Source organism: Caballeronia choica (assembly GCF_001544535.1).
GTDB classification, from domain to species: Bacteria; Pseudomonadota; Gammaproteobacteria; order Burkholderiales; family Burkholderiaceae; genus Caballeronia; species Caballeronia choica.
Window position 1 is genome coordinate 1 of record NZ_FCON02000024.1, and the last position, 24,472, is coordinate 24,472.

The 24,472-nt window shown below is 63.4% G+C and carries 23 protein-coding genes and 1 pseudogene; 17 read left to right on the forward strand and 7 right to left on the reverse strand.

Annotated features, from left to right (window positions below; all coding sequences use genetic code 11):
- The first annotated feature begins 294 nt into the window (after nt 1-294).
- Nucleotides 295-741 (forward strand): hypothetical protein, encoded by a 447-nt coding sequence (locus tag AWB68_RS13390; protein WP_087644841.1) that lies wholly within the window; start codon nt 295-297, stop codon nt 739-741.
- Nucleotides 742-939: 198 nt separating this feature from the next.
- Here AWB68_RS13390 and AWB68_RS13395 read toward each other — a convergent pair whose 3' ends face one another.
- Nucleotides 940-1,764 (reverse strand): isocitrate lyase/PEP mutase family protein, encoded by an 825-nt coding sequence (locus AWB68_RS13395; RefSeq protein WP_087644842.1) that lies wholly within the window; start codon nt 1,762-1,764, stop codon nt 940-942.
- Between the two features lie 668 nt (nt 1,765-2,432).
- Between AWB68_RS13395 and AWB68_RS13400 the strand changes: the two genes are divergently transcribed.
- From AWB68_RS13400 to AWB68_RS46455, 6 genes and pseudogenes are all read left to right on the forward strand, one after another.
- Complete coding sequence (locus tag AWB68_RS13400) at nt 2,433-3,503, forward strand: ATP-NAD kinase family protein (RefSeq protein WP_087644843.1); 1,071 nt, start codon at nt 2,433-2,435, stop codon at nt 3,501-3,503.
- 40 nt (nt 3,504-3,543) lie between these two features.
- Complete coding sequence (locus tag AWB68_RS13405; RefSeq protein ID WP_087644844.1) at nt 3,544-4,548, forward strand: thiamine pyrophosphate-dependent dehydrogenase E1 component subunit alpha; 1,005 nt, start codon at nt 3,544-3,546, stop codon at nt 4,546-4,548.
- Between the two features lie 33 nt (nt 4,549-4,581).
- Nucleotides 4,582-5,604 (forward strand): alpha-ketoacid dehydrogenase subunit beta, encoded by a 1,023-nt coding sequence (locus tag AWB68_RS13410; protein WP_087644845.1) that lies wholly within the window; start codon nt 4,582-4,584, stop codon nt 5,602-5,604.
- On the forward strand, nt 5,604-6,725 hold the full coding sequence (locus tag AWB68_RS13415; protein ID WP_087644846.1) for an acetoin dehydrogenase dihydrolipoyllysine-residue acetyltransferase subunit: 1,122 nt from the start codon (nt 5,604-5,606) through the stop codon (nt 6,723-6,725). The genes AWB68_RS13410 and AWB68_RS13415 overlap by 1 nt, the downstream gene beginning before the upstream one ends.
- A gap of 93 nt (nt 6,726-6,818) precedes the next feature.
- The gene (locus AWB68_RS13420; RefSeq protein WP_087644847.1) at nt 6,819-7,172 is read left to right on the forward strand and encodes a carboxymuconolactone decarboxylase family protein; all 354 of its coding nucleotides are present in this window, start codon (nt 6,819-6,821) and stop codon (nt 7,170-7,172) included.
- A gap of 33 nt (nt 7,173-7,205) precedes the next feature.
- Nucleotides 7,206-7,298 (forward strand): annotated as a pseudogene (locus AWB68_RS46455) (SDR family NAD(P)-dependent oxidoreductase); the annotation flags it as partial.
- 765 nt (nt 7,299-8,063) lie between these two features.
- Here AWB68_RS46455 and AWB68_RS13425 read toward each other — a convergent pair.
- Nucleotides 8,064-8,456, reverse strand: coding sequence for a hypothetical protein (locus AWB68_RS13425; protein ID WP_087644848.1), 393 nt, complete (start codon nt 8,454-8,456; stop codon nt 8,064-8,066).
- Nucleotides 8,457-8,643: 187 nt separating this feature from the next.
- A complete protein-coding gene (locus AWB68_RS13430) occupies nt 8,644-9,150 on the reverse strand; it encodes a universal stress protein (RefSeq protein WP_160110009.1) in 507 nt (168 codons plus the stop codon).
- 295 nt (nt 9,151-9,445) lie between these two features.
- Here AWB68_RS13430 and AWB68_RS13435 point away from each other — a divergent pair, with 295 nt between their 5' ends.
- From AWB68_RS13435 to AWB68_RS13460, 5 genes are all read left to right on the forward strand, one after another.
- Nucleotides 9,446-9,772, forward strand: coding sequence for an HdeA/HdeB family chaperone (locus AWB68_RS13435; protein ID WP_087644850.1), 327 nt, complete (start codon nt 9,446-9,448; stop codon nt 9,770-9,772).
- A 490-nt stretch (nt 9,773-10,262) separates the two neighbouring features.
- On the forward strand, nt 10,263-11,651 hold the full coding sequence (antA, locus tag AWB68_RS13445) for an anthranilate 1,2-dioxygenase large subunit (protein WP_087644852.1): 1,389 nt from the start codon (nt 10,263-10,265) through the stop codon (nt 11,649-11,651).
- A gap of 3 nt (nt 11,652-11,654) precedes the next feature.
- Nucleotides 11,655-12,143 carry an anthranilate 1,2-dioxygenase small subunit gene (gene antB, locus AWB68_RS13450; RefSeq protein WP_087644853.1) on the forward strand — a complete coding sequence of 163 codons (489 nt, stop codon included), beginning with the start codon at nt 11,655-11,657 and terminating at the stop codon, nt 12,141-12,143.
- A 16-nt stretch (nt 12,144-12,159) separates the two neighbouring features.
- Entirely contained in the window at nt 12,160-13,200 is a 1,041-nt protein-coding gene (antC, locus tag AWB68_RS13455; protein ID WP_087644854.1) for an anthranilate 1,2-dioxygenase electron transfer component AntC, read from the forward strand.
- A gap of 114 nt (nt 13,201-13,314) precedes the next feature.
- Entirely contained in the window at nt 13,315-14,313 is a 999-nt protein-coding gene (locus tag AWB68_RS13460) for an AraC family transcriptional regulator (RefSeq protein WP_087644855.1), read from the forward strand.
- Between the two features lie 210 nt (nt 14,314-14,523).
- On the opposite strand, the gene AWB68_RS13465 is transcribed toward AWB68_RS13460, so the two are convergent.
- A complete protein-coding gene (locus tag AWB68_RS13465) occupies nt 14,524-15,267 on the reverse strand; it encodes an SDR family oxidoreductase (protein ID WP_087644856.1) in 744 nt (247 codons plus the stop codon).
- Nucleotides 15,268-15,359: 92 nt separating this feature from the next.
- Nucleotides 15,360-16,574: a YbfB/YjiJ family MFS transporter gene (locus AWB68_RS13470; RefSeq protein ID WP_087644857.1), complete on the reverse strand. Its 1,215-nt coding sequence runs from the start codon at nt 16,572-16,574 to the stop codon at nt 15,360-15,362.
- Between the two features lie 96 nt (nt 16,575-16,670).
- Here AWB68_RS13470 and AWB68_RS13475 point away from each other — a divergent pair, with 96 nt between their 5' ends.
- The 3 genes from AWB68_RS13475 (at nt 16,671) to speB (ending at nt 19,550) form a co-directional block, all read left to right on the forward strand.
- Nucleotides 16,671-17,543: a LysR family transcriptional regulator gene (locus AWB68_RS13475; protein WP_087644858.1), complete on the forward strand. Its 873-nt coding sequence runs from the start codon at nt 16,671-16,673 to the stop codon at nt 17,541-17,543.
- A 123-nt stretch (nt 17,544-17,666) separates the two neighbouring features.
- On the forward strand, nt 17,667-18,350 hold the full coding sequence (locus AWB68_RS13480; RefSeq protein WP_087644859.1) for an SDR family NAD(P)-dependent oxidoreductase: 684 nt from the start codon (nt 17,667-17,669) through the stop codon (nt 18,348-18,350).
- 222 nt (nt 18,351-18,572) lie between these two features.
- A complete protein-coding gene (speB, locus tag AWB68_RS13485; RefSeq protein ID WP_087644860.1) occupies nt 18,573-19,550 on the forward strand; it encodes an agmatinase in 978 nt (325 codons plus the stop codon).
- A gap of 8 nt (nt 19,551-19,558) precedes the next feature.
- Here speB and AWB68_RS13490 read toward each other — a convergent pair whose 3' ends face one another.
- Nucleotides 19,559-20,527 (reverse strand): LysR family transcriptional regulator, encoded by a 969-nt coding sequence (locus tag AWB68_RS13490; protein WP_235028312.1) that lies wholly within the window; start codon nt 20,525-20,527, stop codon nt 19,559-19,561.
- A gap of 150 nt (nt 20,528-20,677) precedes the next feature.
- Here AWB68_RS13490 and AWB68_RS13495 point away from each other — a divergent pair, with 150 nt between their 5' ends.
- Nucleotides 20,678-21,820 carry a branched-chain amino acid ABC transporter substrate-binding protein gene (locus AWB68_RS13495; protein WP_087644903.1) on the forward strand — a complete coding sequence of 381 codons (1,143 nt, stop codon included), beginning with the start codon at nt 20,678-20,680 and terminating at the stop codon, nt 21,818-21,820.
- Here the strand turns inward: AWB68_RS13495 and AWB68_RS13500 are convergent.
- Nucleotides 21,817-22,764 carry a LysR family transcriptional regulator gene (locus AWB68_RS13500; protein WP_235028313.1) on the reverse strand — a complete coding sequence of 316 codons (948 nt, stop codon included), beginning with the start codon at nt 22,762-22,764 and terminating at the stop codon, nt 21,817-21,819. The two genes, AWB68_RS13495 and AWB68_RS13500, sit on opposite strands and share 4 nt — an antisense overlap.
- Nucleotides 22,765-22,910: 146 nt before the next feature.
- On the opposite strand from AWB68_RS13500, the gene AWB68_RS13505 reads away from it, so the two are divergent.
- Nucleotides 22,911-24,419, forward strand: coding sequence for an aldehyde dehydrogenase family protein (locus AWB68_RS13505; protein ID WP_087644861.1), 1,509 nt, complete (start codon nt 22,911-22,913; stop codon nt 24,417-24,419).
- Nucleotides 24,420-24,472: the final 53 nt, after the last annotated feature.

A 24,472-nucleotide genomic window follows, 5' to 3' on the forward strand; every position in this document is an offset into this window, starting at 1 on the left:
AGCGGCAAGGGGTGTTCTTCGAGGGCCGTCTTCGGGCGGTGGACAACCCGCATTGCCGCTACCGTTATTTACTTTCGTTTCCGATATTTGCAGGCTCGCCAGAAGATTGGCGGGCTTTTTGCGTTTCTGGTGGTCGACGAAGGTGACGCCTGATGTTTGTCGCGGATTGCCGCGTCGAAAGGGTTGCGAGTTCATGAGCAGGTGAGCCGGGTCGTCGCGTAGAATGGATTTCGGCGCGATTGGCCTTGTCGGCGTCAGCCGTCCGATATGAAGCCGTTTTAGCGGGGAGCTGCCATGAATACCAAGCAAGGTAAAAAGGGACATCTAGAGGCTGCCGCATCGCACCACGAGCAAGCGGCGCGATTTCACCGGGAGGCATCGCAGTATTACGAGGCGGGCAAGGATCATGACCATGCCGCTCATCAGGCCGTGTTGGCGCACGGCCATGCACTGCATGCCGTCGACGAGGCGAATGTCGCCGCCAAGCATGCAGGCGTTCCGGCGCCGGCGGGGTCCGTTGAAAGTGGCCTGACTGCCGCGCAACATCATGCGGCGGCGTCGGAACTCCATATTCAGGCGGCGCAACATCTGCGGCGCGCGGTAAAGCTATTCGAGGATGACCGCAGCGCAGTCGCTCATGAAACGCAACTGGGTTTTGCTCTTGCCTTACGGGCGCTGGCGCATGGCAACGAAGCGGACAAGCAGCATGTCACATCGCTTCGGGAGAAGGGCGCGTCCTGATGTGCGTCGATGTGAGCCGCAGTTGACCACGCAAAAGGACAGCACCGTGCGGCGCAAATGTTGAACCTGCCGCAGCGCAACAACCGCATCTGTATCAGGCTTTAATGCGCCGCAAAAAAAACCGCTAACGTGCCTGTAAAGGCCGTTAGCGGAATGAGAAAACGCAACGCGATATATGCACGGCCTGCCCGGTCGACGTCAACCGTTTTCCCGGAAGAGGCCGTTGAGTTGTGCGCCGGATGCCGCGTCGGCAAAGCCATCGAAGCGTCCGTCTGTCAGCGCTTCAGCGGCGCGCATGAAGCCGCCCCACGCGGCGCGGGCCAGCGCTCCGCCCACGCTGATGCGTCGCACGCCGAGCGCGGCCACGTCCTGCAGTGTGAGATCGGAGGTCGAGCCGATCAGCAGATTCACGGGCTTCGGCGCCACTGCGGCCACGACTGCTTCAATCTGTTCGCGCGTTCCGATACCCGGTGCGTAGAGGCAATCGGCGCCGGCTGCGGCGTACGCCTTCAGACGCGCGATCGTGTCGTCGAGATCCTGCACGCCGGCGAAGAAGTTCTCAGCGCGCCCGATCAGCAGCGTGTCGCCGCCTGCGTCGTCGATGGCGCGGCGTGCTGCCTTCATCCGTTCCACGGCGACGTCGACGGGGAAGATCGGGTGATTGGCATCGCCGGTCGAATCTTCGATTGAGAGTCCGGCGACGCCAGTATCCACTGCGAGCTTGACGCTTTCCGCCACACCGTCGGCATCGGCCCCGAAGCCGTTTTCGAAGTCCGCGTTGACGGGCAGGTCCGTTGCTTCGACGATCGTGCGCAGATGCGCGAGGATCGCTGCGCGGGGCACTGTATTGTCGGCGTGTCCGATGGACCAGGCGAATCCGGAACTGGTCGTGGCGAGTGCCTTGAAGCCGATACTTTGCAGATAACGCGCGCTGCCGATATCCCACGGGTTGGGGAGAATGAAGCATCCGGAAGCGTGCAGCTCACGAAAAGCGGCACGCTTTTCGGCGATGGTGCGGGACATGGCGAGTCTCCTGAAAGGGGGTTTAAAGCTACCCGTGCTGTTATACGACTTCAGCGTCGACGACGGGAAGGTTCGTGTCGATATGAACGCATTATTCACGAAGTACGTGAGCGTCTGCATTCCGATACACCTGCACTCCACCGTGACAACTGCCGCTGTGACACCTGTCACACGAGACGTCCAGCGGCGCCGCCGAACGCGGCATTTCAAGCCCGTTCCTCCGGGTAATCCCGCGACAATAAGGCCTCGCGCGGGCCGTTCAAATTGGCATAGCCCTTGCACTAGGCTAGTCGCTGGCGCTATCGAGCTAACGAGCTAACGGGTGAGCGCGTAGCGCGAAGCCGGATGAATGACTGCTGATCCACTCCCAAAAGCGGCGCGATGCCCGCGCCTCTTCTACATGCCAACAACGATGAAACCTCGCTAACGACACTCCCCCGGTTGGACCACTCCGAGTGAGCGGCCTGGAGGCACATGGCAAGGATTGGCGGTGGGAAGCTGCTTTCTTTGCTTACTTTCTTTGCAGCAGCAAAGAAAGTGAGTCCCGCCCCGGACAGGGGCAGAGCAAATAGACCAAAAACAAAACAAGTTCCATAGAAGCGCAACAAAAATCAAACGGCGCAAACACACCACAACCCAAGCGCCAGCGACAACCAAAGGAGATATGAATGCGCAACCCAGCGCCGCTGCGACCGCCGTCGCCGCTCATCGGCATCATCGCGAACCCGATTTCCGCCCGCGACATCCGCCGCGTGATCGCGAACGCAAGCAGCCTGCAACTCGCCGATCGCGTGAACATCGTGCTGCGGCTATTGTCGGCGCTCGCGTCATGCGGAATCGATCGCGTGCTGATGATGCCCGACCGCGAAGGGCTCAAGGTGATGCTGGAGCGCCACCTGTCGCGGCGCCAGGGACCCGACGCGACCCTCGCCGCGGTCGACTATCTCGACATGCCGGTCACCGCGCGCGTCGACGACACCTTCCGTGCCGCGCAAATGATGCGCGAGGCGGGCGTCGCGGCGATCATCGTGCTCGGCGGCGACGGCACCCATCGCGCGGTGGTGCGCGAGTGCGGCGCGGTGCCGGTCGCGGGGCTTTCCACCGGCACCAATAACGCGTTCCCCGAGATGCGCGAGCCGACCATCGCGGGACTCGCGGCCGGGCTCTACGCCGCCGGCCGCATCCCCGCCGCCGACGCGATCCAGCGCAACAAGCGCCTCGACATCGACATCCGCGACGCGCACGGCACCGTGCGCAGCGACATCGCGCTCGTCGACGCCGTCATCTCGCACGAGCACTACATCGGCGCGCGAGCGCTCTGGAAGATCGACACGCTCGCGGCCGTCTACGTGTCGTACGCCGATCCGCAGGCGATCGGGCTCTCGGCCATCGCGGGCCTCCTGGAGCCGGTTGGCCGCCATGAACCGGGCGGCCTCGCCGTCGAACTCGCCGCGCCCGGCGAGGGCGAGTTCGACCTGTGCGCGCCGATCGCGCCCGGCCTGATGCGCTCGGTGCCGATCGCCGGCTGGCAGCGTCTTGCCGATGGCGTGCCGCAACGCGTGCGGCAGCGCGCCGGCATCGTCGCGCTCGACGGCGAACGCGAGATGGCCTTCGCCGCCGGCGACACAGTCACCGTCACCTTGCGCGAGGGCGCCTTCAACAGCATCGACGTCGCCGCGTGCATGCGCTACGCGGCACGTACCGGCCTGATGCGCCAGGTCGTTCAAGCGCAACCCTGATCCCCGTTTTTCGCCCACCACCCCAACGAAGGAGACAGACATGACAGTCCGTTCAACGCAGCAGGACGCCGGCGCGTTGCCGCTCAACAAGGAGGAACTGTTGACGGTCTATCGCAAGATGCGCACGATCCGCGATTTCGAGGAGCGCCTGCACGTGGACTTCGGCCGCGGCGACATCCCCGGCTTCGTGCATCTCTACGCCGGCGAGGAAGCGGCCGGCGTCGGCATCATGTATCACCTCACCGACGGCGACCGCATCGCGAGCACCCATCGCGGACACGGCCACTGCATCGCGAAGGGCGTCGATCCGGTCGCGATGATGAAGGAGATCTATGGCAAGAAGGGCGGCTCGTGCAACGGCAAGGGCGGCTCGATGCATATCGCCGATCTTTCCAAAGGGATGATGGGCGCGAACGGCATCCTCGGCGCGGGCGCGCCGCTCATCTGCGGCGCGGCGCTCGCCGCCAAGTTCCGCGGCAAGGGCGAAGTGGGCATCACCTTCGCGGGCGACGGCGCGTCGAACCAGGGCACCTTTCTCGAAAGCCTGAATCTCGCGGCCGTGTGGAACCTGCCCGTGATCTTCGTCATCGAGAACAACGGTTATGCGGAATCGACCTCGCGCGAATACGGCACGGCGGTGGACAGCTACGTCGATCGCGCGGCGGGCTTCGGCATCCCGGGCGTGACGGTGGACGGCACCGATTTCTTCGCGGTCCACGAAGCGGCGGGCGAAGTGATCCGGCGCGCGCGCGAAGGCGGCGGACCGGCGCTGCTCGAATGCAAGATGATCCGCTTCTACGGCCACTTCGAAGGCGATGCGCAGACCTACCGTGCGCCCGGCGAACTCGACGACATCCGTTCGAACAAGGACTGTCTGAAGAAATTCGCGCACACGGTGACGCAGGCGGACGTGATCTCGCGCGCGGAACTCGATGCGATCGACCGCGACGTCGCCGTGCTGATCGACCGCGCGGTGCAGGAGGCGAAGGACGCCCCGCAACCGAGCGCCGCCGATCTGCTCACCGACGTGTACGTCAGCTATTGAACGCAGGCATTCACCGCAAATCAGGAGACAAACATGGCCCGTAAATTGAGCATGAAGATGGCGATCAACGAAGCACTCGACCAGGAAATGACCCGCGACCCGAGCGTGATCGTGCTCGGGGAGGACATCGTCGGCGGGGCAGGCGCCGATGGCGAGAAGGACGCATGGGGCGGCGTGCTCGGCGTCACCAAGGGACTCTATGCGAAGCACGGCGACCGGCTGCTCGACACGCCGCTATCGGAATCCGCGTACGTCGGCGCGGCGATCGGCGCGGCCGCCTGCGGCATGCGGCCGGTGGCCGAACTGATGTTCATCGACTTCATGGGTGTGTGCTTCGACCAGATCTTCAACCAAGCCGCCAAGTTCCGCTACATGTTCGGCGGCAAGGCGGAAACGCCCGTCGTGATCCGCGCGATGGTCGGGGCGGGCTTTCGCGCGGCAGCCCAACACAGCCAGATGCTCACGCCGATCTTCACGCATATTCCCGGCCTCAAGGTCGTGTGCCCGTCGACGCCCTATGACACCAAGGGCCTGCTGATCCAGGCGATCCGCGACAACGACCCGGTGATTTTCTGCGAGCACAAGAACCTGTACGGCTTCGAAGGCGAAGTGCCGGAGAACTCGTACGCGATTCCGTTCGGCGAGGCGAACATCGTGCGCGACGGCAAGGACGTATCGATCGTGACCTACGGCCTGATGGTGCATCGCGCGCTGGAAGCGGCCGCGACGCTCGCGAAGGAAGGCATCGAAGCGGAGGTGGTGGATCTGCGTTCGCTGTCGCCGCTCGATATCGACACGGTGCTCGAAACGGTCGAGAACACCGGGCGGCTCGTCGTGGTCGATGAAGCCAGTCCGCGCTGCAACATCGCCACCGACATCTCCGCGCAAGTCTCGCAGCAGGCGTTCGGGGCGCTAAAGGCCGGCATCCAGATGGTCGCGCCGCCGCATACGCCGGTGCCGTTCTCGCCGATACTGGAGGACCTGTACATTCCGAGCGCCGCGCAGATCGTGGAAGCGGCGCGCAAGACGATGAACGGCAAGGGAGGGGCGCACTGATGGCCGAGATCACTCCGATCGTGATGCCCAAGTGGGGCCTGTCGATGAAGGAAGGCACGGTGAACGCGTGGCTGGTCGAGGAGGGCGCGCAGATTACCGTCGGCCTGCCGATCCTCGACGTGGAAACCGACAAGATCGCCAACGCGGTCGAGGCGCCCGACGCGGGGACCTTGCGCCGCAAGGTGGCCGCGGCCGGCGACCTGCTGCCGGTGAAGGCGCTGCTCGGCGTGCTGGCGCCGGCCGAAGTCAGCGACGCCGAGGTCGATGCGTACATCGCGTCGTATGAAACCCCGCCCGACGATGCCGGGGGCGATGACGAAGGCGCCGCGGCGTATCACTTCGTCGAGGTCGACGGCATCCGCGTGCGGTATGCAAGCCGGGGCGAGGGCGACAAGACCGTGCTATTCATCCACGGCTTCGGCGGCGATCTCGACAACTGGCTCTTCAACCTCGACCCCATCGCGGAGCGCAACAAGGTGGTCGCGCTCGACCTGCCGGCGCACGGCCAGTCGACGCCGAAGCTGCCCGGCACGACGCTGAAGGATCTCGCGCAGTTCGTGCTGCGTTTCATGGACGCACTCGACATCGGCGAGGCGCATCTGGTCGGCCATTCGATGGGCGGCGGCGTGGCGGCGCAGATGGCCGTCGATGCGCCGGCGCGCGTGCTGTCGGTGGCGTTGATCTCGCCGGCCGGGCTGGGAAGCGAAGTCAACAACGGCTATACGGAAGGCTTCGTCAATGCGCAGTCGCGGCGCGATCTCAAGCCGGTGGTGGAACTGCTGTTCGCGGACCCGGGGCTCGTCAGCCGCCAGATGCTCGACGACCTGCTCAAGTACAAGCGGCTCGACGGCGTGAGCGAAGCGCTCACGGCACTCGGCGGCAGCTTGTTCGCGGGCGGCAAGCAGAGTGAACTGCCCGGCGACAAGCTGGGCGAAACGGGCAAGCCGGTGCTGGTGGTGTGGGGCGCGCAGGATCGCATCATTCCCGCCGCGCATGCCGCGAACGCGCCGGCGGGTGCGACCGTCAAGGTCTTCGACAATGCCGGCCACATGAGTCAGATGGAAAAGGCCAACGACGTCAACGCGCTGCTCAAGCAGCATCTGGCGGGCAAGGCGGACTGATCCCGCTGTCGTCGTCGCGATGGAGCGGACATGGCGCGCGCCATGTCCGCCATCGCATGACTTATCACTTACCTTCGAATGAATCCACCCGATATGAGCACAGAAGCCACGATCGATCTCAAGAGCCGCCTTACCCGCATCAACCAGCAGTTCGCCGCGTTGGGGCAGGCACAGCCCGCCGTCATGGGCGGCTTTCAGTCCGTGATGAAGGCGGCCACTCAGGAAGGCAGCGTGCCTGCCGCATTCAGGGAACTCGTCGCGGTGGCGCTCGCCGTGCACAAAGGCTGCGACGACTGCGTTCTGTTCCACACGTCGCAGGCGTTGCGCCATCAGGCGACACGCGCTCAATTCGCCGACGTGCTGGCCGTCAACGTCGAAATGGGCGGTGGTCCGGGTGCGATGTACGCGTCGAAGGCGCTCGCCTATTTCGATGCGCTGAGCCAATAGACGTATCGCCGCATCTTGCGGCGGCGACGTCTGGAAATCGTGGGCCGCATGGCGCTGTTCTTCGCGACCATGGATAACGTGACCGGGCAATCGGTCAATGTCAATGGCGGGTTCACGTGTCATTGACGAGGGCCGTGCCCTTGTCGCTGCAAGTTCATGCGTTAGCGGTGTCGCAGGGGCCGGCACGAGTCCGGCCCCTGCATCACTTTGCGTATTGGTGCGGACAGCGCCGCCATACGCGATCGGTACCACGACGGAACTTCACCGGCGAGAAGAACGAGTTCGCCCCGGACTCGTCGAGCAACGCAGCAATCGCTGCCGCGAATTCCTCCTTGGCTCACGAGGGTAGCAAGCCGCCGACGCGACTGATGGGCATGCAGGCATGAAGGCCGCCTTGCTGATCCACGGTAGAGACCCGGACGGTGGCTCCGCCTCGGGCTCGATCTCCTTGATGCGATACGCCAGTCGGGCGTACACACAGATCACAAAACAGAGCACACCGAAGGCAATCAGGAATTTATCCACGATTGCTCCTTTTCTCTGGCAGGTCGGCCGTCTCGCAGTTCAGCCGTCGCGCTTGCGCGAAAGAGGTGTCAGACGATTTCAATTGAACTCCTGCATATGAGGTTGAGTTCGAACTGCCCGTATCGATGGCCCCGTGCATGAGAGCACTTTCAGTACGCACCCTGCTGGACCGGCTGACGAATCTTCGGCGCTGCTGCTCGCTTCACCGGCTTGGGGGGTGGCCGGTCAACCAAGGCTACGGCACCATCTTAATGTCGACAACCAGTACATTCAAATAATTGTCATGGATACACTCTGCGATGCGCTTTTTTCCGATGGAGTAGCGAGTGGTCAAGGCCGCCAGGGACGGGGCTGCAGCGCCTGAAGTCATTGCGCCGGAAGTTGCCACGCGGCGCGCAGCAGTCTCAGGAACTCGGCTTCCCGATCACAATTGCTACCGTCCGCCGTGACGGCTTCGCTGCACAGTTCGATGATGTCGCGACGGAGTCGCCGGTCCTGCACATCGGCCGCCAGCCAGGCGAGTGTCTCGGGGTCGACGTTGCACACGTCGCTCCAATTCAGGTACCCGCAGCGCGTCAGGTCTTCGTACAGCATTCGCACGATGGCGAGCAAACGGCTTCGGTTCAACAACAGCCGTCTTTGCATGCCGCAGCGATCGAGCGCCTCGAGTTCCGTGAGGCTGAGGTGTCCATCGGAAAGCAGACATGCCGCCAGGATGCGGCCCGCTGCCTCGGGACTGTTGCAATGATAGTGACGCATTTTCTACTCCTTGCGAACTCGGCACGAATGGATCGGTAAGGCGACGCTGAAATGATCCAGGCGAATCACCGTGGCACTTCAACTCACGCTATGCATCCAATAATCAGGGATGCAGAACGTATCGATTTTGTCAGGCCGAGGATTGGGTTTATCGATAAAGACATCCTGCCGACCGCCCCGTGCCGGGTTATCGGGCGTCAGCGGCGGGTGCCTTGCTCCAGCGTGTAGCGGCACGGCGCGTCGAACCGACGTTGACCCTGTCGGAGACGGTGTGAATCGGCGTGCTGGTGTGGCGCCGTATCTCCGAGGCAACGTCTTCGTTCAGCCAGCGCCACCAGCCCGAACTGCGCTCGCCGAGAAGGATCAGATCGGCACCCGACGCGTCGGCGGCCGAGGCGATCGCCCGACCTACCGAGGAACCCGTGATCGGCAGCGTGACGGTGCGGGTTTCGGCGGGAAGCGAATGGGCGTCCAGCGCATCCGTCACTCGCGTAACGATCTCTCGTCCATGTTCTTCCAGCGCCTGGACGATGAGTCCGAAGTCGTAGTCGATTGTCCCTGTCATGCAGCGCGCAGGGTCGACCACGTGCAGCACAAAAATGCGCGCGTCGTACTTTCGGGAAATCTCGATGGCCGATCCCAATACTGCATCGACCGAGCTTGCACTAACCGCAACTAGAAACTTCGTGAACATTCTGGGTGCCTCTTGTAGTGGGACAGTGGAACCTGGCGGCCTATGCCGTTCGTGATCCATGGCCTCATCATCAAGCGTCAGAATGAGCGGAAAATTAGCGCGTCGCGGAAACGACGCCCGTGCTTGCTGCGGCACCCATGCCGCCAGAGACGCAACAGCGCTCGAAGCCTAATTCAGACCTAATTCAATGCCCTTACGATGCGCAGGCATGACGGACGGCATTCGCATTGCGCGTGACCGGCCTCATATAGAAACCCCACTTTGAAACCCACTTTATTGATATCTGGAGCACTTCATGAAACCTGCCAAAGTTCTAACCATCGTGGCGTGTCTGTTCTTCGCTCAGGCGGCTAGCGCGCAAGAAACGCAATTGAGTCCTGCGAAAATGAGCTGCACGGACTTTGTATCCGTTGATGCGGTCTATCGGCCAGCATTGGTGTACTGGGTCGCCGGCGTCGATAAGCTTGGCGTCAAGGAAACGGACACCTTGGTCGTCGATACGGCTCATCCGGTGGGAGACATGGTCGTGGAAGAGTGCAAGAAGGACCCGCACGCTCCGTTCATCACGAAAGTCAGGTCCATGATCAAGGCCAACAAGATCGCGCTCTTTGACCGTCACTGAGCGCAAGTACGTCCCTCCAGGACCGTATCCTGTCAGGCAGCGCGCGCTGGCGCTCGATCTCGGCCGTCGGCGCGGCGGCGTGCTCGGGGAGCAGCCGGAGGTCGAAGTCGATCGAGGCAAACGGCCGGGTCAGCGCCTTCTGCGCGCGCCGCCGACGCTCGGCGGCGGTCACGCAAGCAAGGGGCTGACAGGCGCGACGAGAGGGATTGAATACCTGATCGCAGGCGCCGGCTATCCGGCTACCCGACGTTCGTTATCCGATTTTTCCGGCGCACGTCATAGCGCGTCTCACGCCCACGATTGCCGGTGCGTCCGGCGCTTTTCCATGCATTCCGCCTCCCCGCCGGCACGAACGCAGCAGCGGAAAAGGGCGCCAAAAAAAGCGGATAGCGAACGTCGAGTAGCCGGATAGCTCCGGCCTCCGATCAGGTATTCAATGCTCCTCGTCAGCTCATCAACGCAACGCCGTGAAACGGCAGGAGGAGACATCGTGAGTAACGTCAGAAACCCATCACAGTGGCAGGAGTTCGTAGGCGGCTGCCTGGACTTCCGTCCCGCGGAAGGCGTGTACCGGATCGCGCGCCAGATGTTCACCGAGCCGGAGCTGTTCGAGCTCGAGATGGAGTTGATCTTCGAGAAGAACTGGATCTACGCGTGCCACGAGAGCGAGATCCCGAAGCCGCACGATTACATCACGATGCGCGCGGGCCGCCAGCCGTTGATCATCTCGCGCGACGGCAGCGGCCAGTTGAACGCGATGATCAATGCGTGCCAGCACCGCGGCGCCACCCTCACGCGCATGACCAAGGGCAATCAATCGACGTTCACCTGCCCGTTTCACGCATGGTGCTACAAGAGCGACGGGCGGCTCGTGAAGGTCAAGTCGCCGGGCGAGTATTGCGAGGACTTCGACAAGTCCACGCGCGGCCTGAAGAAAGCCCGCATCGCGAGCTACAAGGGCTTCGTGTTCGTGAGCCTCGACGTCGAGGGCACCGATACGCTCGAGGCGTATCTGGGCGACGCGCGCATCTTCTTCGACATGATCGTGGCGCAATCGCCGACCGGCGAACTGGAAGTGCTGCCGGGCAGGTCCACCTATAGCTACGACGGCAACTGGAAGCTGCAGAACGAGAACGGCCTCGACGGCTATCACGTGAGCACCGTGCACTACAACTACGTGTCCACGGTCAAGCATCGCCAGGAAACCAACGCGCAAAAGGGCGACACCGCCAGCAGCACGCTCGACTACAGCAAGCTCGGCGCCGGCGATGCCGAGACCGACGACGGCTGGTTCTCGTTCAGGAACGGCCATAGCGTGCTCTTCAGCGACATGCCGAACCCGGCGGTGCGTCCGGGCTACGCGAGCGTGATGCCGCGTCTCGTCGAGTCGCACGGCCAGCAGAAGGCCGAGTGGATGATGCACCGCCTGCGCAACCTCAACATCTATCCGAGCATGTTCTTCATGGACCAGATCAGCTCCCAGTTGCGCATCGTGCGCCCGGTGGCCTGGAACAAGACCGAGATCATCAGCCAGTGCATCGGCGTGAAGGGCGAGTCCGATCAGGATCGCGAGAGCCGCATCCGCCAGTTCGAGGATTTCTTCAACGTGTCGGGCATGGGCACGCCGGACGACCTCGTCGAGTTCCGCGAACAACAGCGCGGCTTTCAGGCACGGCTCGAACGCTGGAGCGACATTTCGCGCGGCCACCATAAGTGGGTCGAGGGAGAGACGGTGAACACGCGGCTCCTCGGCATCGAGCCGGTGCTGAGCGGCACCGAGCTCACGCACGAAGGCCTGTATGTCAATCAGCACGGCGCGTGGCGCGAGTTCCTGCTCAAGGGTCTCGCCACGCAGTCGAACCGCACGAACGAGGGTTGAGCCATGCAACAGTTGCAACATTCCATCGAGCAGTTTCTCTATCGCAAGGCCGAGCTGTGCGACGCCCAGCGCTGGGACGAGTATCTGGACCTGTTCGACGAGGAGAGCGAGTTCCATGTGCCCCAGTGGGATTCCGAGCACGAATACACGACGGACCCGAAGCGCGGCATGTCGCTGATCTACTACACGAATCGCTCTGGCCTTGAGGATCGCGTCTTCCGGCTGCGCACGGGCAAGTCGGCGGCCTCGACGCCGCTGCCGCGCACGATGCATCAGGTCAGCAACGTGCGGATCGCCGAGCTCGAAGGCGGCTTGCTCGAAGTCAGGGCCAACTGGGCGACGTTCTACGCGCGGCTTGGCGTGGCCGAGCATTTCTTCGGCCGGGTGACCTATCACCTGCGCGCCGACGGCGAGGGCTGGAAAATCGCGCGCAAGCATGTCCTGCTGCTCAACGACCGCATCAACGCGGTGCTCGATTTCTATCATCTTTGAGCGGGAGCGCGTCATTATGAGCCACAAGGTCGCTTTCAGTTTCGCCGATGGCAAGACCGTATTCTTCAACATCCGGCCGAACGAGCTCCTCCTCGACGCGGCGCTTCGCAACGGCGTGAACATCCCGCTGGACTGCCGCGAGGGCGTCTGCGGCACCTGTCAGGGGCGCTGCGAATCGGGCAGCTACAGCCAGGATTACGTCGACGAGGAAGCGCTGTCGCCCGAGGACCTGGCCCAGCGCAAGATGTTGTCGTGCCAGACGCGCGTGCAGTCCGATGCGTCGTTCTATTTCGACTACGACTCGAGCCTGTGCCAGGCGGGCGGCACGAGCGTCGTGTCCGCACAGGTCACGCAAGTGCAGCAGGTGTCGGAAACGACTGCGATCCTCCATCTCGATGCCGGTGCGCATCCGCGGCGCCTCGATTTCCTGCCGGGTCAGTACGCGCGCCTGCAGGTACCGGAGACGGGCGCCTCGCGCTCGTATTCGTTCGCCAGCCGGCCCAACGACGGCAATCAGTTGCAGTTCCTGATACGTCTGCTGCCGGACGGCGTGATGAGCAACTACATGCGCGAGCGCTGCCAGCCGGGCCAGACGATCGAATTCGAAGCGCCGCTCGGCGCGTTCTACCTGCGCGAGGTCGAGCGCCCGCTCGTGATGGTCGCGGGCGGCACCGGGCTGTCGGCTTTCCTTGGCATGCTCGACGAGCTGGCGCAAAGGGGCGGTTGCGGCCAGCCGGTCCGGCTTTACTACGGCGTGACGAATGCGCGTGACCTGTGCGAGCTCGACCGTCTGAAGGGCTATGCGGAGAAGATCGAGGACTTCGCCTGCGAAATCGTCGTGATGAACCCCGCGCCGGATTGGCAGGGCAAGACCGGGCTGATTCCCGAGCACTTCGACCGTGGTTTTCTCGAGTCGAATCCATTCGACATGTATGTATGCGGACCGCCGCCGATGGTCGAGGCGATCAAGCGATGGCTGGCCGAGCAGGGCATCGAGGGAGGCCGCCTGTACTACGAGAAATTCGCTGACAGCAACACGAGTCATCAGGCGTCTTGAAGAGCGGACGGGGCCGCGCAGCCGGCCCCGTGTGCATTCGTTCGGGTGCGCACCGATTTGCATCGGGTTTGACCTCATTTACACTTTACGGCTCGTCAAGAGGTAAGTGATCCGATGCAGACGCAAGCCGGCCACGACAGCCGTGGCGTAGAAGCGGAACGTCGCGACCTCGATGGTGCGCGCGACTGGATGGCGGCGATTTGCGGGCCGCACTGGTTGCGCGTGCACAGCCCGCAGCATCTGCAGTTTCATCACTCGGGCACCGTGCTGCGCGCGATGTCGACAACGCTCGGTTATGTCGAGTACGGTACCGATGTCACGGTGTCCGTCAGCACCGATTCCCCGCTCAACTGCTACAGCATCAGCCTGCCGCTCTCCGGTGAGCAGGAACTGGCGGCACATGGCCGCCTCTGGCAATCGGACCAGGACAAGGGGCTGATCGTTTCCCCGCATGAGGCGCAGGACCTCGAAATCACCGGCAATTGCCGCAAGATCATTGTCGCGATTCCGCGTCCCGCGCTGCGCCAGGTGCTCGAAGGGCTGCTGCATCGCCCGCTCGATACGCCGTTGACGTTCCAGCCCGGCATGGACGCCGCCAGCGGCGACCAGGCCGCCTGGTGGCGCATGGTCAAGTTCATGCTGGCGGAAATGGAGCGCAGCGGGCCGCTCGTGAATCACCTGCAAATGGCAGGCGACCTCGAGCAGGCGCTGCTCAAGGGGCTGTTGTTGTCCCAGCCGCATAACTATTCGGAAGCGCTCGTCGATGCGTTGAGCCCTTCCTGCCCGCACTATCTGTTGCGGGCGAGACAATTCATCCAGGACAACGCGCGCGAGAATCTCACGCTCGAAGACATCGAGCGGGCGGCTGGCGTGTCTCGCTACAAGCTGTTCGACGGCTTCGGGCAGCATTTCGGGCAAGCGCCCATGGCGTACCTGAAGAAATACCGGCTTGAGGCGGTGCGCCGCGACATGCTCGTTGACCGCTCCGAACGGAACATCTCGTCGATCGCAATGGGTTGGGGATTCACGCATCTCGGGCGCTTTTCCAGCGACTACAAGAAGCTGTTCGGGGAAGCACCGTCGGAAACGCTCAAGCGTGTCGTCAGGCGCTAGGCGAATCGCACGACCAACGCGTTGCACGCCGCGCAAGCGATTGCAGTAGTGGAAGCCCAAAATCCGCTCGCGCTAGCCGGTGCGCCGGCGATCATCGAGGCGTGTCGACGCGAGGGTGTCGTACTCGCCACCAATCATCATTTGCGCAACGATGCCACGCACCGGGCCATCCGGCAGGCGGTGCGCGACGGGCTGCTCGGGAAATCCAGCTCAGGCGATGCCGCCGTTGGCGCGCAGGATCTGACCGTTGACCCAACCCGCATCCGGGCTGACGAGGAACGACACGACCGACGCGATGTCCTCGGGTTGGCCGAGGCGCTGCAACGGCGGCATCTTCGCGAACGTCTGGATCTGTTCCTCGGTCTTGCCGTCGAGGAACAGCGAGGTCGCGATCGGACCCGGCGCCACCGCATTCACCGTGATGTTGCGCCCGCGCAGCTCCTTGGCGAATACATGCGTGAACGCTTCGACGGCGGCCTTCGTCGCGTTGTAGATCGCGTAGCCGGGCATGTTCAGCGCGAGCGTCGTGCTCGAAAAATTGACGATCCGGCCACCTTCATTCATGCGCGCTGCCGCCTCGCGCAGCGTGTTGAAAGTGCCGCGCACGTTGATGTCGAAGGTCTGGTCGTAAAGCGCGTCGGAGGTATCGGCGAGCGGGACCGTTTTCAGCACGCCCGCGTTGTTCACCAGCACGTCGACCTTGCCGAGTTGCTGTTCGACCACCTCGAACATCGCGCGCACTTCGTCGGCCTTCGAGACATCCGCCTTCACTGCAATCGTCTTCGCGCCCTTGGACGCGAGTTCGGCGACCAGCGCGTCGGCTTCCTTCGAACTCGACGCGTAGTTGATCGCGACGGCGAAGCCATCTTTCGCGAGCCGCCGCGCGACGGCAGCTCCTATGCCGCGCGAAGCGCCTGTGACGATGGCTACCTGGCTGTTTTCGATGGTGTTCATGATTCGCTCCGTTCGGGTGATGAGTGGATGAACGAATCATGAATCATTCTGACAGCAAGATAATCACGCCGAGTTCGGCAATATCTGTCCATTTACTTAAACAATCGGCGACGGGTCGCCGCTGTGCCGCGCGTGCCAAGACAGGCCAATCCCGCGGCGCCTGCTCCCAACGCGACCACTGCGATCCATAACGCGGCAGAGAACGATCCGGTGTGCTCGGCAAGCGGCGCCGCGACCAACGGCCCGACAATCTGTCCCAGCCCGTATGCTCCCGTTGCGTAGCCCATCAAACCGGCGGCGGCGTCGCTGCGCAGTCTGCGGGCCTCCCGCATCGCGAACAGCGTGATGGCGGTGAACGGCAGCCCCAGCAACAGGCTGCCGAGCCCGAGGCCGAGCGCGGTCGGGAACACGATGCCCAGTACGATTCCCAGCGCCTGGATGACGTAGCACGCGGCCGACAGCAACCGGTTGTCCCACGACATCGGCAGTCGCGCGGCGATCAGGGCCCCCGCGATCAGCGCCAGCCCGAACGCCGGCCAGAACAGGTCCGGCCACGACGACCCCGGCAACGCCTGTCGCGCGATGACGGGCAAGAAGGTCGCGGTGATGATGTAGCCGAATCCGGCAAGGCCGTAGAGGCCGACGAGCCAGGCCGAATCGGCGCGCGTCGACGCGGGCGCGGCGCTATCGCCAACACGGGCGCGGCCGCGCGTCGCCGGTGCTTCATGTGCGAATGTCTTCCATACGATCGCCACCGCCAGGCCCGAGCACAGCGCGAATCCGATCCACACATAGGGCGGCGGTACGCCGAGCGCCGCGGCCGCGGCACCCAGCAAGCCCGTCGCGATGATGCCGACGCCGGGTCCCGCGTAGATCACGCCGCCGAGGCCATGAGCGTCGAGTTCGGCGAGCCGTCTCAAACCCCACTGCGACGCGAACACGAACGCCCACGCGCTGACGACGCCTGCCACGAACCGTATTGCGGCCCACAGCCAGAACGTGTCGACGAGTCCCATCGCGAGTGTCAGCACAATGGTCGACGCCAGCGCGAGACGCACCACACGTACGTGGTCGAGACGGATCGCCGCGCACGACAGCGCGCCGATCAGATATCCGGCGTAATTGGCCGACGCGAGCCAGCCGCCGTGGCGGATATCCAGCGCGCCGCTTGCCAGCATCAGCGGCAGCAGCGGCGTGAAGGCGAATCGCCCGACGCCAAGCGCCACCGCCAGCGCGACAGCACACGCGAGCGCGGCCTGTCGCGCGGGATCAGCAGAAAGCGATGCAGCATGGGCGGGCGTAGCCATGAGTCGACGATCGAAGCAGGAATGCAGCGATCCTAGCTTGACCGATGCATCTTGAAAAATGAATAATTGAGATGCCACCAATCTTCTGGAAAGATCATGGACTTGTCGGCGTTGACCATTTTCCGTGCTGTCGTCCGCGAAGGCGGCGTGACGCGGGCGGCGGCCAAGCTCAACCGCGTACAGTCCAATGTGACGACGCGCATCCGCCAGCTCGAGGAAACGCTCGGCGCGGACCTTTTCATCCGCGACGGCCGCCGCCTCGTGCTGACGCCGGCCGGCGAGACCTTGCTGCCGTACGCGGAACGCCTGCTCGCCCTCGCCGATGAAGCCCGCCACGCGGTTCGCGAGAATCGTCCGCAAGGCCGTCTGCGGCTCGGGACGATGGAGAGCACGGCCGCGAGCCGCCTGCCGCGCGTGCTGGCGACTTACCACCAGCGCTGGCCGCAAGTGACGCTCGAACTGGTGACGGGCGTGACACGCGCGCTCATCGATGGCGTGCGCACGTTCGACCTGGACGCGGCGTTGATGGCGCGGCCGATCGAGCCCGATGCGCTGCCCGCCGAGCAGTTCGAGTCCGTCCCGGTGTTCAACGAGGAACTGGTGCTGCTCACGCCGCGCGGGCAGCATCCGCTGGTCACGGCGCGCGATGCCACGGGGCCCACGCTGGTGGCGTTCGAGCGCGGCTGCGCGTACCGCTCGTACGCGATGCGCTGGTACGAACTGCAGGGTATCCGGCCGGCGCGCGTGCTGGAGCTGGGTTCGTATCACGCGATCGTCGCGTGCGTGGCGGCGGGCGCGGGCGTCGCGGTGGCGCCGCGCTCGGTGCTCGAACTGGCGGGCCTCGACGGTGAGGTGGACCTGCATCCGATCGGCGAGTTGGGACAGGTGGATACGCTGCTCGTGTGGCGCAAGGGTCACTTCTCGGCCGCGCTCAACGTGCTGCGCGATCTGCTCGCGGACGGCGCGTAGCCACTGTCGAGACCTCGCCGGCCAAACTCAATAAAATAAGCGGCACCGCTCGGGAATCCGCTCCTGAGCAACGCATCACCTCCGATCGCCGCGAGGCCGGATGCGATGCAACGGAGGACTGACATGCGACTCGACGACAAGGTTATCGTGATTACCGGCGCGTTCGGCCAGTTGGGCCGTGCGGTGACCGCCGAGGTGTTGCGTGAACACGCGAAAGCGGCGCTGCTCGACATCGCCATCGGCGACGCGCCCGACGGCGCGCACCCGTGGCGCGTCGATCTCGCTTCGCTTGCCGACACGCGCGAAGCGATGGACGCGATCGCCGCGCGGTTCGGCCGGATCGACGGACTGGTGAACATCGCGGGCGGCTTCACCTGGAAGACGCTCGAAGACGACGGCGACCTGTCGGAATGGCAGAGGATGTACGCGATCAACACGATGACCTGCGTGACGGCGTCCAGGGCGGCGTTGCCGCATTTGTTGAATGGCGGCGGCGGCCGGATAGTCAACATCGGGGCGGCGGCCGCCGTCCGCGCGGCGGCCGGAATGGGGCCTTACGCAGCGGCCAAGTCGGCGGTCCTTCGCTTCACGGAATCGCTCGCCGACGAGCTCAAGCACCGCAACGTGACGGTCAACGCGGTTCTGCCAAGCATCATCGATACGCCGCAAAACCGCGCGGACATGCCCGACGCCGATTTCAGCGCGTGGGTCACGCCACAGGACGTCGCGCAGGCCATCGGCTTTCTGCTGTCGGATGCGGCTCGCTCCATCACGGGCGCGTTGCTGCCGGTGACGGGGCGCGTATGATCGACGCTTGACGGTCGGCCACCGTCGGCCACGTTCAGACATTGCTTCGGACTATTCCGAAGTGGATTTCTTGTCTTTGGTATTTTTCCGTTGAATTTGATTGCCTAGACTCCATTTCAGATGCACCGCGCGCTGTTGATAAAGCGCGTTGCTGCAGGAATGGAGAGCGCGGCGCCTCTGCGTCGCACCTATCTGGACGAGTCAAACAGGACGGAGACAATCATGTCTGAAAACAGCTACGAAACGGGTCGGCTCAACTTGCCGTTTGTGGGAATCTGCACGTTCGCGAAGTCCCCGTTGAGTCTCGACTGGGACAAGATCGACGCGGACGTCGCGGTGATGGGCGCGCCCTTCGACTGCGGCACCCAATGGCGGGCCGGGGCGCGTTTCGGCCCGCGCTCGATTCGCGACGCGTCGACGCTGTTCTCGTTCGGCCACGGCGGCGCCTATGACTTCGAAGACGATGTCGTCTATCTGCCCAGCGACGAAGTGCGTATCGTCGACATCGGCGATGCGGACATGGTGCACACCAACACCGAAAAGAGTCACGCAAACATCGAGTACGGCGTGCGCAAGATCCTGGCGGCGGGCGCGCTGCCGGTGGTGATGGGCGGCGATCACTCGATCAATATTCCGTGCATCAACGCGTTCGAAGGGCAGGAGCCGTTCCATATCGTCCATATCGACGCCCACCTCGATTTCGTCGACGAGCGTCACGGTGTGCGGCACGGCCATGGCAATCCGCTGCGGCGCGCGGCGGAGAAGAGCGTGGTGTCGGGCATGACGCAGGTCGGCATCCGCAATGTGTCGTCGACTGCGCGCGAGGGCTACGCCCAGGCGCGCGAGATGGGCTCCGACATCATTTCGGTGCGCGATCTCCGGCGACTCGGCATTCAGGGTGTGCTGGACCGCATCCCGAAGGGCGTGCGCTATTACCTGACGATCGACATCGACGGCTTCGATCCCTCGATCGCGCCGGGCACGGGCACGCCGAGTCACGGCGGCCTGCTGTATTACGAAGGACTCGAACTGTTCGCGGGACTGGCGGAGCAAGGCGAGGTCATCGGCATCGACCTCGTGGAAGTCGCACCCGATTACGACCATTCGGGCTCGACTTCGATTCTTGCGGCGCAATTGCTGCTGAACACCATCGGCCGTGTGATGCATCAACGCAAGGTCAAACGAAACCTCTTCCGCTGACCCGCACGTTATTTTCCGCTTCGCGTGGTGCGGTCGGCTTGCGCGGCCGCGGCCTGCAACAGCTTGCAAAAGGCCTGTACGACCCGTGCCGGTTCGCTCCCTTTGCGCGTGACGATCTGGAAGTCCAGATGGGTCGCGTAGTGCTCGGGATCGATGCGGATCAGCAATCCGCTGTTCACCCACGGCTCGGCATAGTGCGGCGGCAAAAAGCCGATGTAGTTGCCGGACAGGATGAGCATGGCCCGGCCTTCGACGTTATCGACGGAGGCCGCGGCTTCCGGCATGCGCAATAACTTCAATTCCTGGCTGCCGAGATAGGCGCGGGCCGCTAGTCGCTCCTTGCTGAGCAGCGCAACCGGAACCCTGCCGCTCGCCCGTTCGTGCAACGGATGCGTCGACGCACAGTAAAGCCCTTGTTCCTCACGATAGAGCGGCAGGTAATCGAGCCCGGGAATCTGCGCGGGGAACGGTCCCACTGCAAGATGCAGGCGGCCGTCCAGCACGTGCTGCTCCATGCTGCCGGGCGTTTCGATCTGCACGTGCAGGCGCACTTCCGGCGCCATCTGGCCGAACTCTCGGATCGCCATCGGCAGGGGCGAGTCCTTGTCCGTCAAGGTCGCTTCGATCATGCCGAAGCGCAATACGCCGGAAAGCTGATTGCGCAGCGCACCGGCTTCCATATGAAACGTGTCGACCGCGCCGAGCAGTCGCTGCGCGGCGGCGTGCAGTTCCGCGCCTTCCTCGGTGAGCCGGAAACCGGCGCGTCCGCGCTCGCATAGCCGCAGTCCGAGTCGCGTTTCCAGTTGCGACATGTACTCGCTGATGCTCGATGCGCCGATGTTGAGAATGGGCTGCGCAGCGGCGAAACCTCCGCACCGCACGATGGTTTCGAAGATCCGCAAGAGCTTGAGATCCGTGTCCTGAACTTGCATCGTGCCGCCCGTGGTTACTTCGGAAGTTCCCGAAATGTGTTTCATCAATCGTGCATTTTATTGGAGTTTTTGGCTACGCAGAATTGCTGTCAACCCCACTGTTCCCGGAGATCGGCAGAAACGGCGCGGCGGGCGGGGCCACACGAGGTTTCCTGTGCCACGGTCTGGCACACCACACGAGGTGAGGAGCGCATGATGAACAAGCCGTACGCAGGTGCAAACTGGTGGGCAGCCGTCGCTTTGGGCATGATTTCCCTGGGCGCGCAGGCCGGCGAGCAGGTCGTCAGGATCGGCTTGACGGGGCCGTTGACCGGCCCGCAGGCCGCCATCGGCAAGGACGACGAGAACGGCGTGAGAATGGCGATCGAGCGCCTGAATGCCGAAGGTCTCGTGATCGGCGGCCAGAAGACGCGCTTTGAACTGGTCTCGGAGGATGACGCGGCCGACCCGCGTACCGGCATGACGGTCGCACAAAGCCTGGTCGACGCGAACGTCAAGGTCATTCTCGGGCCGTTCAATTCCGGCGTCGCGATTCCGATCTCGAACCTCGTGAACGTGTCGGGAATCGTGATGGCGACCGTCGCGTCCAATCCGCAGATCACGCAGCACGGCTATCCGTTCGTGTTTCGAATCTCCGCCAGCGATACGCAGCTTGGCAGCCGGATGGGAGAATTTGCGGCAAAGGAACTGAAGGTCAAGCGTATCGCCGTGATCGACGATCGCACTGCGTACGGCCAGGGCGTCGCCGACGAGTTCGTCAGCGCGGCCAAAGCCAACGGCATCGAGATCGTCGATCGTCAATACACGACCGACAAGGCAACCGACTTCGTATCGATCCTGACGCACGTCAAGGGCTCGAACGCCGAAGGGATTTTCTACGGCGGCTACTACGCTCAGGCCGGCGCATTACGCAAGCAGATGAAGCGCCTCGCGATGAACGGCTACCTGCTCGGCGGCGACGCAATGTGCAATGCCGAACTGGGGAAACTTGGGGGCGATGCGGTCGACACGCGCGTGTATTGCCCGCAAGGCGGCCCCGTTCTCGATCAAACGCCGGAAGGCCGCCGCTTCAAGGCGGACTACAAGCAACGCTTTCATACCGACCCGCTGACCTATAGCGCTGCCTTGTACGATGGCGTGAACATCGTCGCGCAAGCGATGGCGAAGGCCAATTCGATCGAACCGGCCCAATACCGCGCTGCGCTGGCGAACATCGATTCTCGTGGGGTTTCCGGCCACTATCAGTTCGACAAGAATCGCGATCTCACGAATTCTCCGATCACCATCTATCACTATCGAAATGGCGAGCCGACGCCCCTTGCGTCCGCACAACCCTAGGCTTGCGTCACGGGCGGCGTCTGCCCGACCATGCGGTAGCTTTCCATCAGGTCGATCATGAACACCTGGAGGATGGTGGGAGGCACCGCGGTCCGCCGGATGATCGCGCAAAACGGCCATTGCGTGCCGAACTCGTCCGGGCATATCCGATACATCTCGCCGCGCGCGACCCATCGGGCAGCGTAGTGAATCGGCAAAAATCCGATGTACGCGCCCGATAGAACGAGGATAGCCTGCGCCTCGATATTGTCGACGGTTGCCGCGGCTTTACTTGCCTTGAGCATCTGGAGGTCGTGCTGCTGCAGGTAGCCTCGCGCTACCACGCGGCTGGATGCGATGGCCTGCTCGAGCGCGATATCGGCTTGCGAACCGCCGGCGAGCGGGTGATTTTTTCCGCAATACAGGCCGTCCGGTTCGGCATAGAGATCCGTGTAGGTGAGCCCCGGCACATGAAGCGGGAAATGCCCCACGGCGATGTGCAGCCGGCCATCCAGCACGCGCTCCTCCAGTTCGGCAGGCGTGCCGACATAGACATCCAGATGCACGTCGTGCCCCCTCGACACGAACGCCTGAAGTGCGTTCGGCAGCGGCGAGGCCGAGTCGGTCACCGTGTTGTCGATGATGCCGAGGTACAGCTTCCCCGAGATGTGCTTCTTTAGCGCATCGGTATCCACACAGAAGCTTTCTACGGCCACCTGTAGCCGCTGCGCCGCCTCATAAGTCGCCACCCCATGTTCGGTGAGGCGAAATCCGCTTCGCCCGCGCTCGCAAAGCTTGAGCCCCAATCGCGTTTCGAGCGTCGTCATCTGCTCGCTGATGGTCGACTGGCTCACGTTCAGGGTCGCCTGGGCGGCGGAAAAACCGCCGCACCGCACCACGGTCATGAATACCCTGAGTAGCTTGAGGTCCACGTCCTGCAACTGGATCACGGTATTCGCCTCCATCGCAGCGATTGCACTGATTGCACCGATTGCTTCGATATTCCCGATATGAACATCTGATGCACGTGATTTTTGCCTCCGTCCATGTCGTCCATAGTCTCTCTAAACGCGGCGCTACCACAAGCCACGTTATAAACCAGGAGACATCGATGGATACCGTCGTACAAGATTATCTGGAGAAGTTCGGCGTCCGGGAAGAGACGCGACGCTTTCTCGTCAAGCCGCAATGCATGTTTATCGGCGGCAAGTGGGTGCCGCAAGGCGACCGGGAATCCTTCGCGGTGATCGAGCCGTCCACCACGGGCGTGATCACGCACATTCCCCTGGGCACGACCGCCGATCTGGACCGCGCGGTTGAAGCTGCCCGAACACAATTCGACGGTGGACCATGGCGAAAGTTGAAGCCGCTTGAACGCGAACGGCTGCTTCATCGGCTCGCTGACCTGATCGAGGCGAACGCGACCGAACTGGCCGAGATCGAATCGATCGACGTAGGCAAGTCCGTCGCCAATGCGCGTGACGTCGACGTTCAAGGCACGATCGACACCTTCCGATATTTTGCCGGATGGGCGTCAAAGCTTCACGGCCGCACGGTCGAACCCTCCCTGCCGGGTGATTACGTTGCCTACACGCGCAAAGAACCGATTGGCGTGGTCGGCGTCATCGTTCCATGGAACTTCCCGCTGCAAACCATGGCGTGGAAGGTAGCCGCCGCGCTCGCCGCCGGTTGCACTACGGTGATCAAGCCCGCCGAACTCACCTCGCTGTCGACGCTTCGCTTCGCGGAACTGGTGCATGAGGCCGGCTTTCCTGACGGCGTCGTCAACGTCATAACCGGGCGCGGGCGGGACATTGGCGCGGCAATGGCCGCCCATCCGGGTATCGACAAGATCACGTTCACCGGTTCGACCGAGGTGGGCCGCACGGTCGGTCACACGGCGGTGGGAGGCATCAAGCGCCTCACGCTCGAACTGGGCGGGAAGTCTCCGGTACTGGTGCTGGAGGACGCCGACATCGACGCGGCGGCCCAGGCAGTCGCAAACGGCATCTTCTTCAATTCGGGGCAGGTCTGCGATGCGGGCGCACGCGTCTATATCCAGCGCGGCATTCACGACAGGTTCATTGCCGCGCTGATCGAACACACGCGCACGCTGAAGATCGCGCCCGGACTCGATCCGGATTGCTTCATCAGCCCGCTGGTCTCCGGGCTTCAAAAGGATCGCGTTGCTTCGTATATCGAAGCGGGGCGGCGCGAGGGCGCGGAACTCGTGCATGGCGGCTGCCTGCCGGATCGGCCCGGCTATTTCGTCGAGCCGACCATCTTCGCCCATTGCCGCAGCGACATGAAGATAGTCCGCGAAGAGATCTTCGGCCCGGTGCTGGTGACCGCTCCCTTTGACGACCTTGGCGATGCGTTGTCGATGGCGAACGACTCGCCTTACGGTCTCGCCGCCGCGATCTACTCCAACGACCTGAACCGCGTGCACAGGCTGATCCCGCAATTGCGTGCGGGCACGGTCTATGTCAACGCACACAGCACCATTGATCCGTCAATGCCATTCGGCGGATTCAAGGAGTCCGGTTTCGGCAAGGACCTCGGTCCCGAACAACTCGATCATCTGATGGAGAGCAAGGCGGTCTGGATTACGCTGCACTGAAGCGCAGTTGCGCATGCAGCATCTCTCACCGTTCCATCAACCTCTCATCGCAG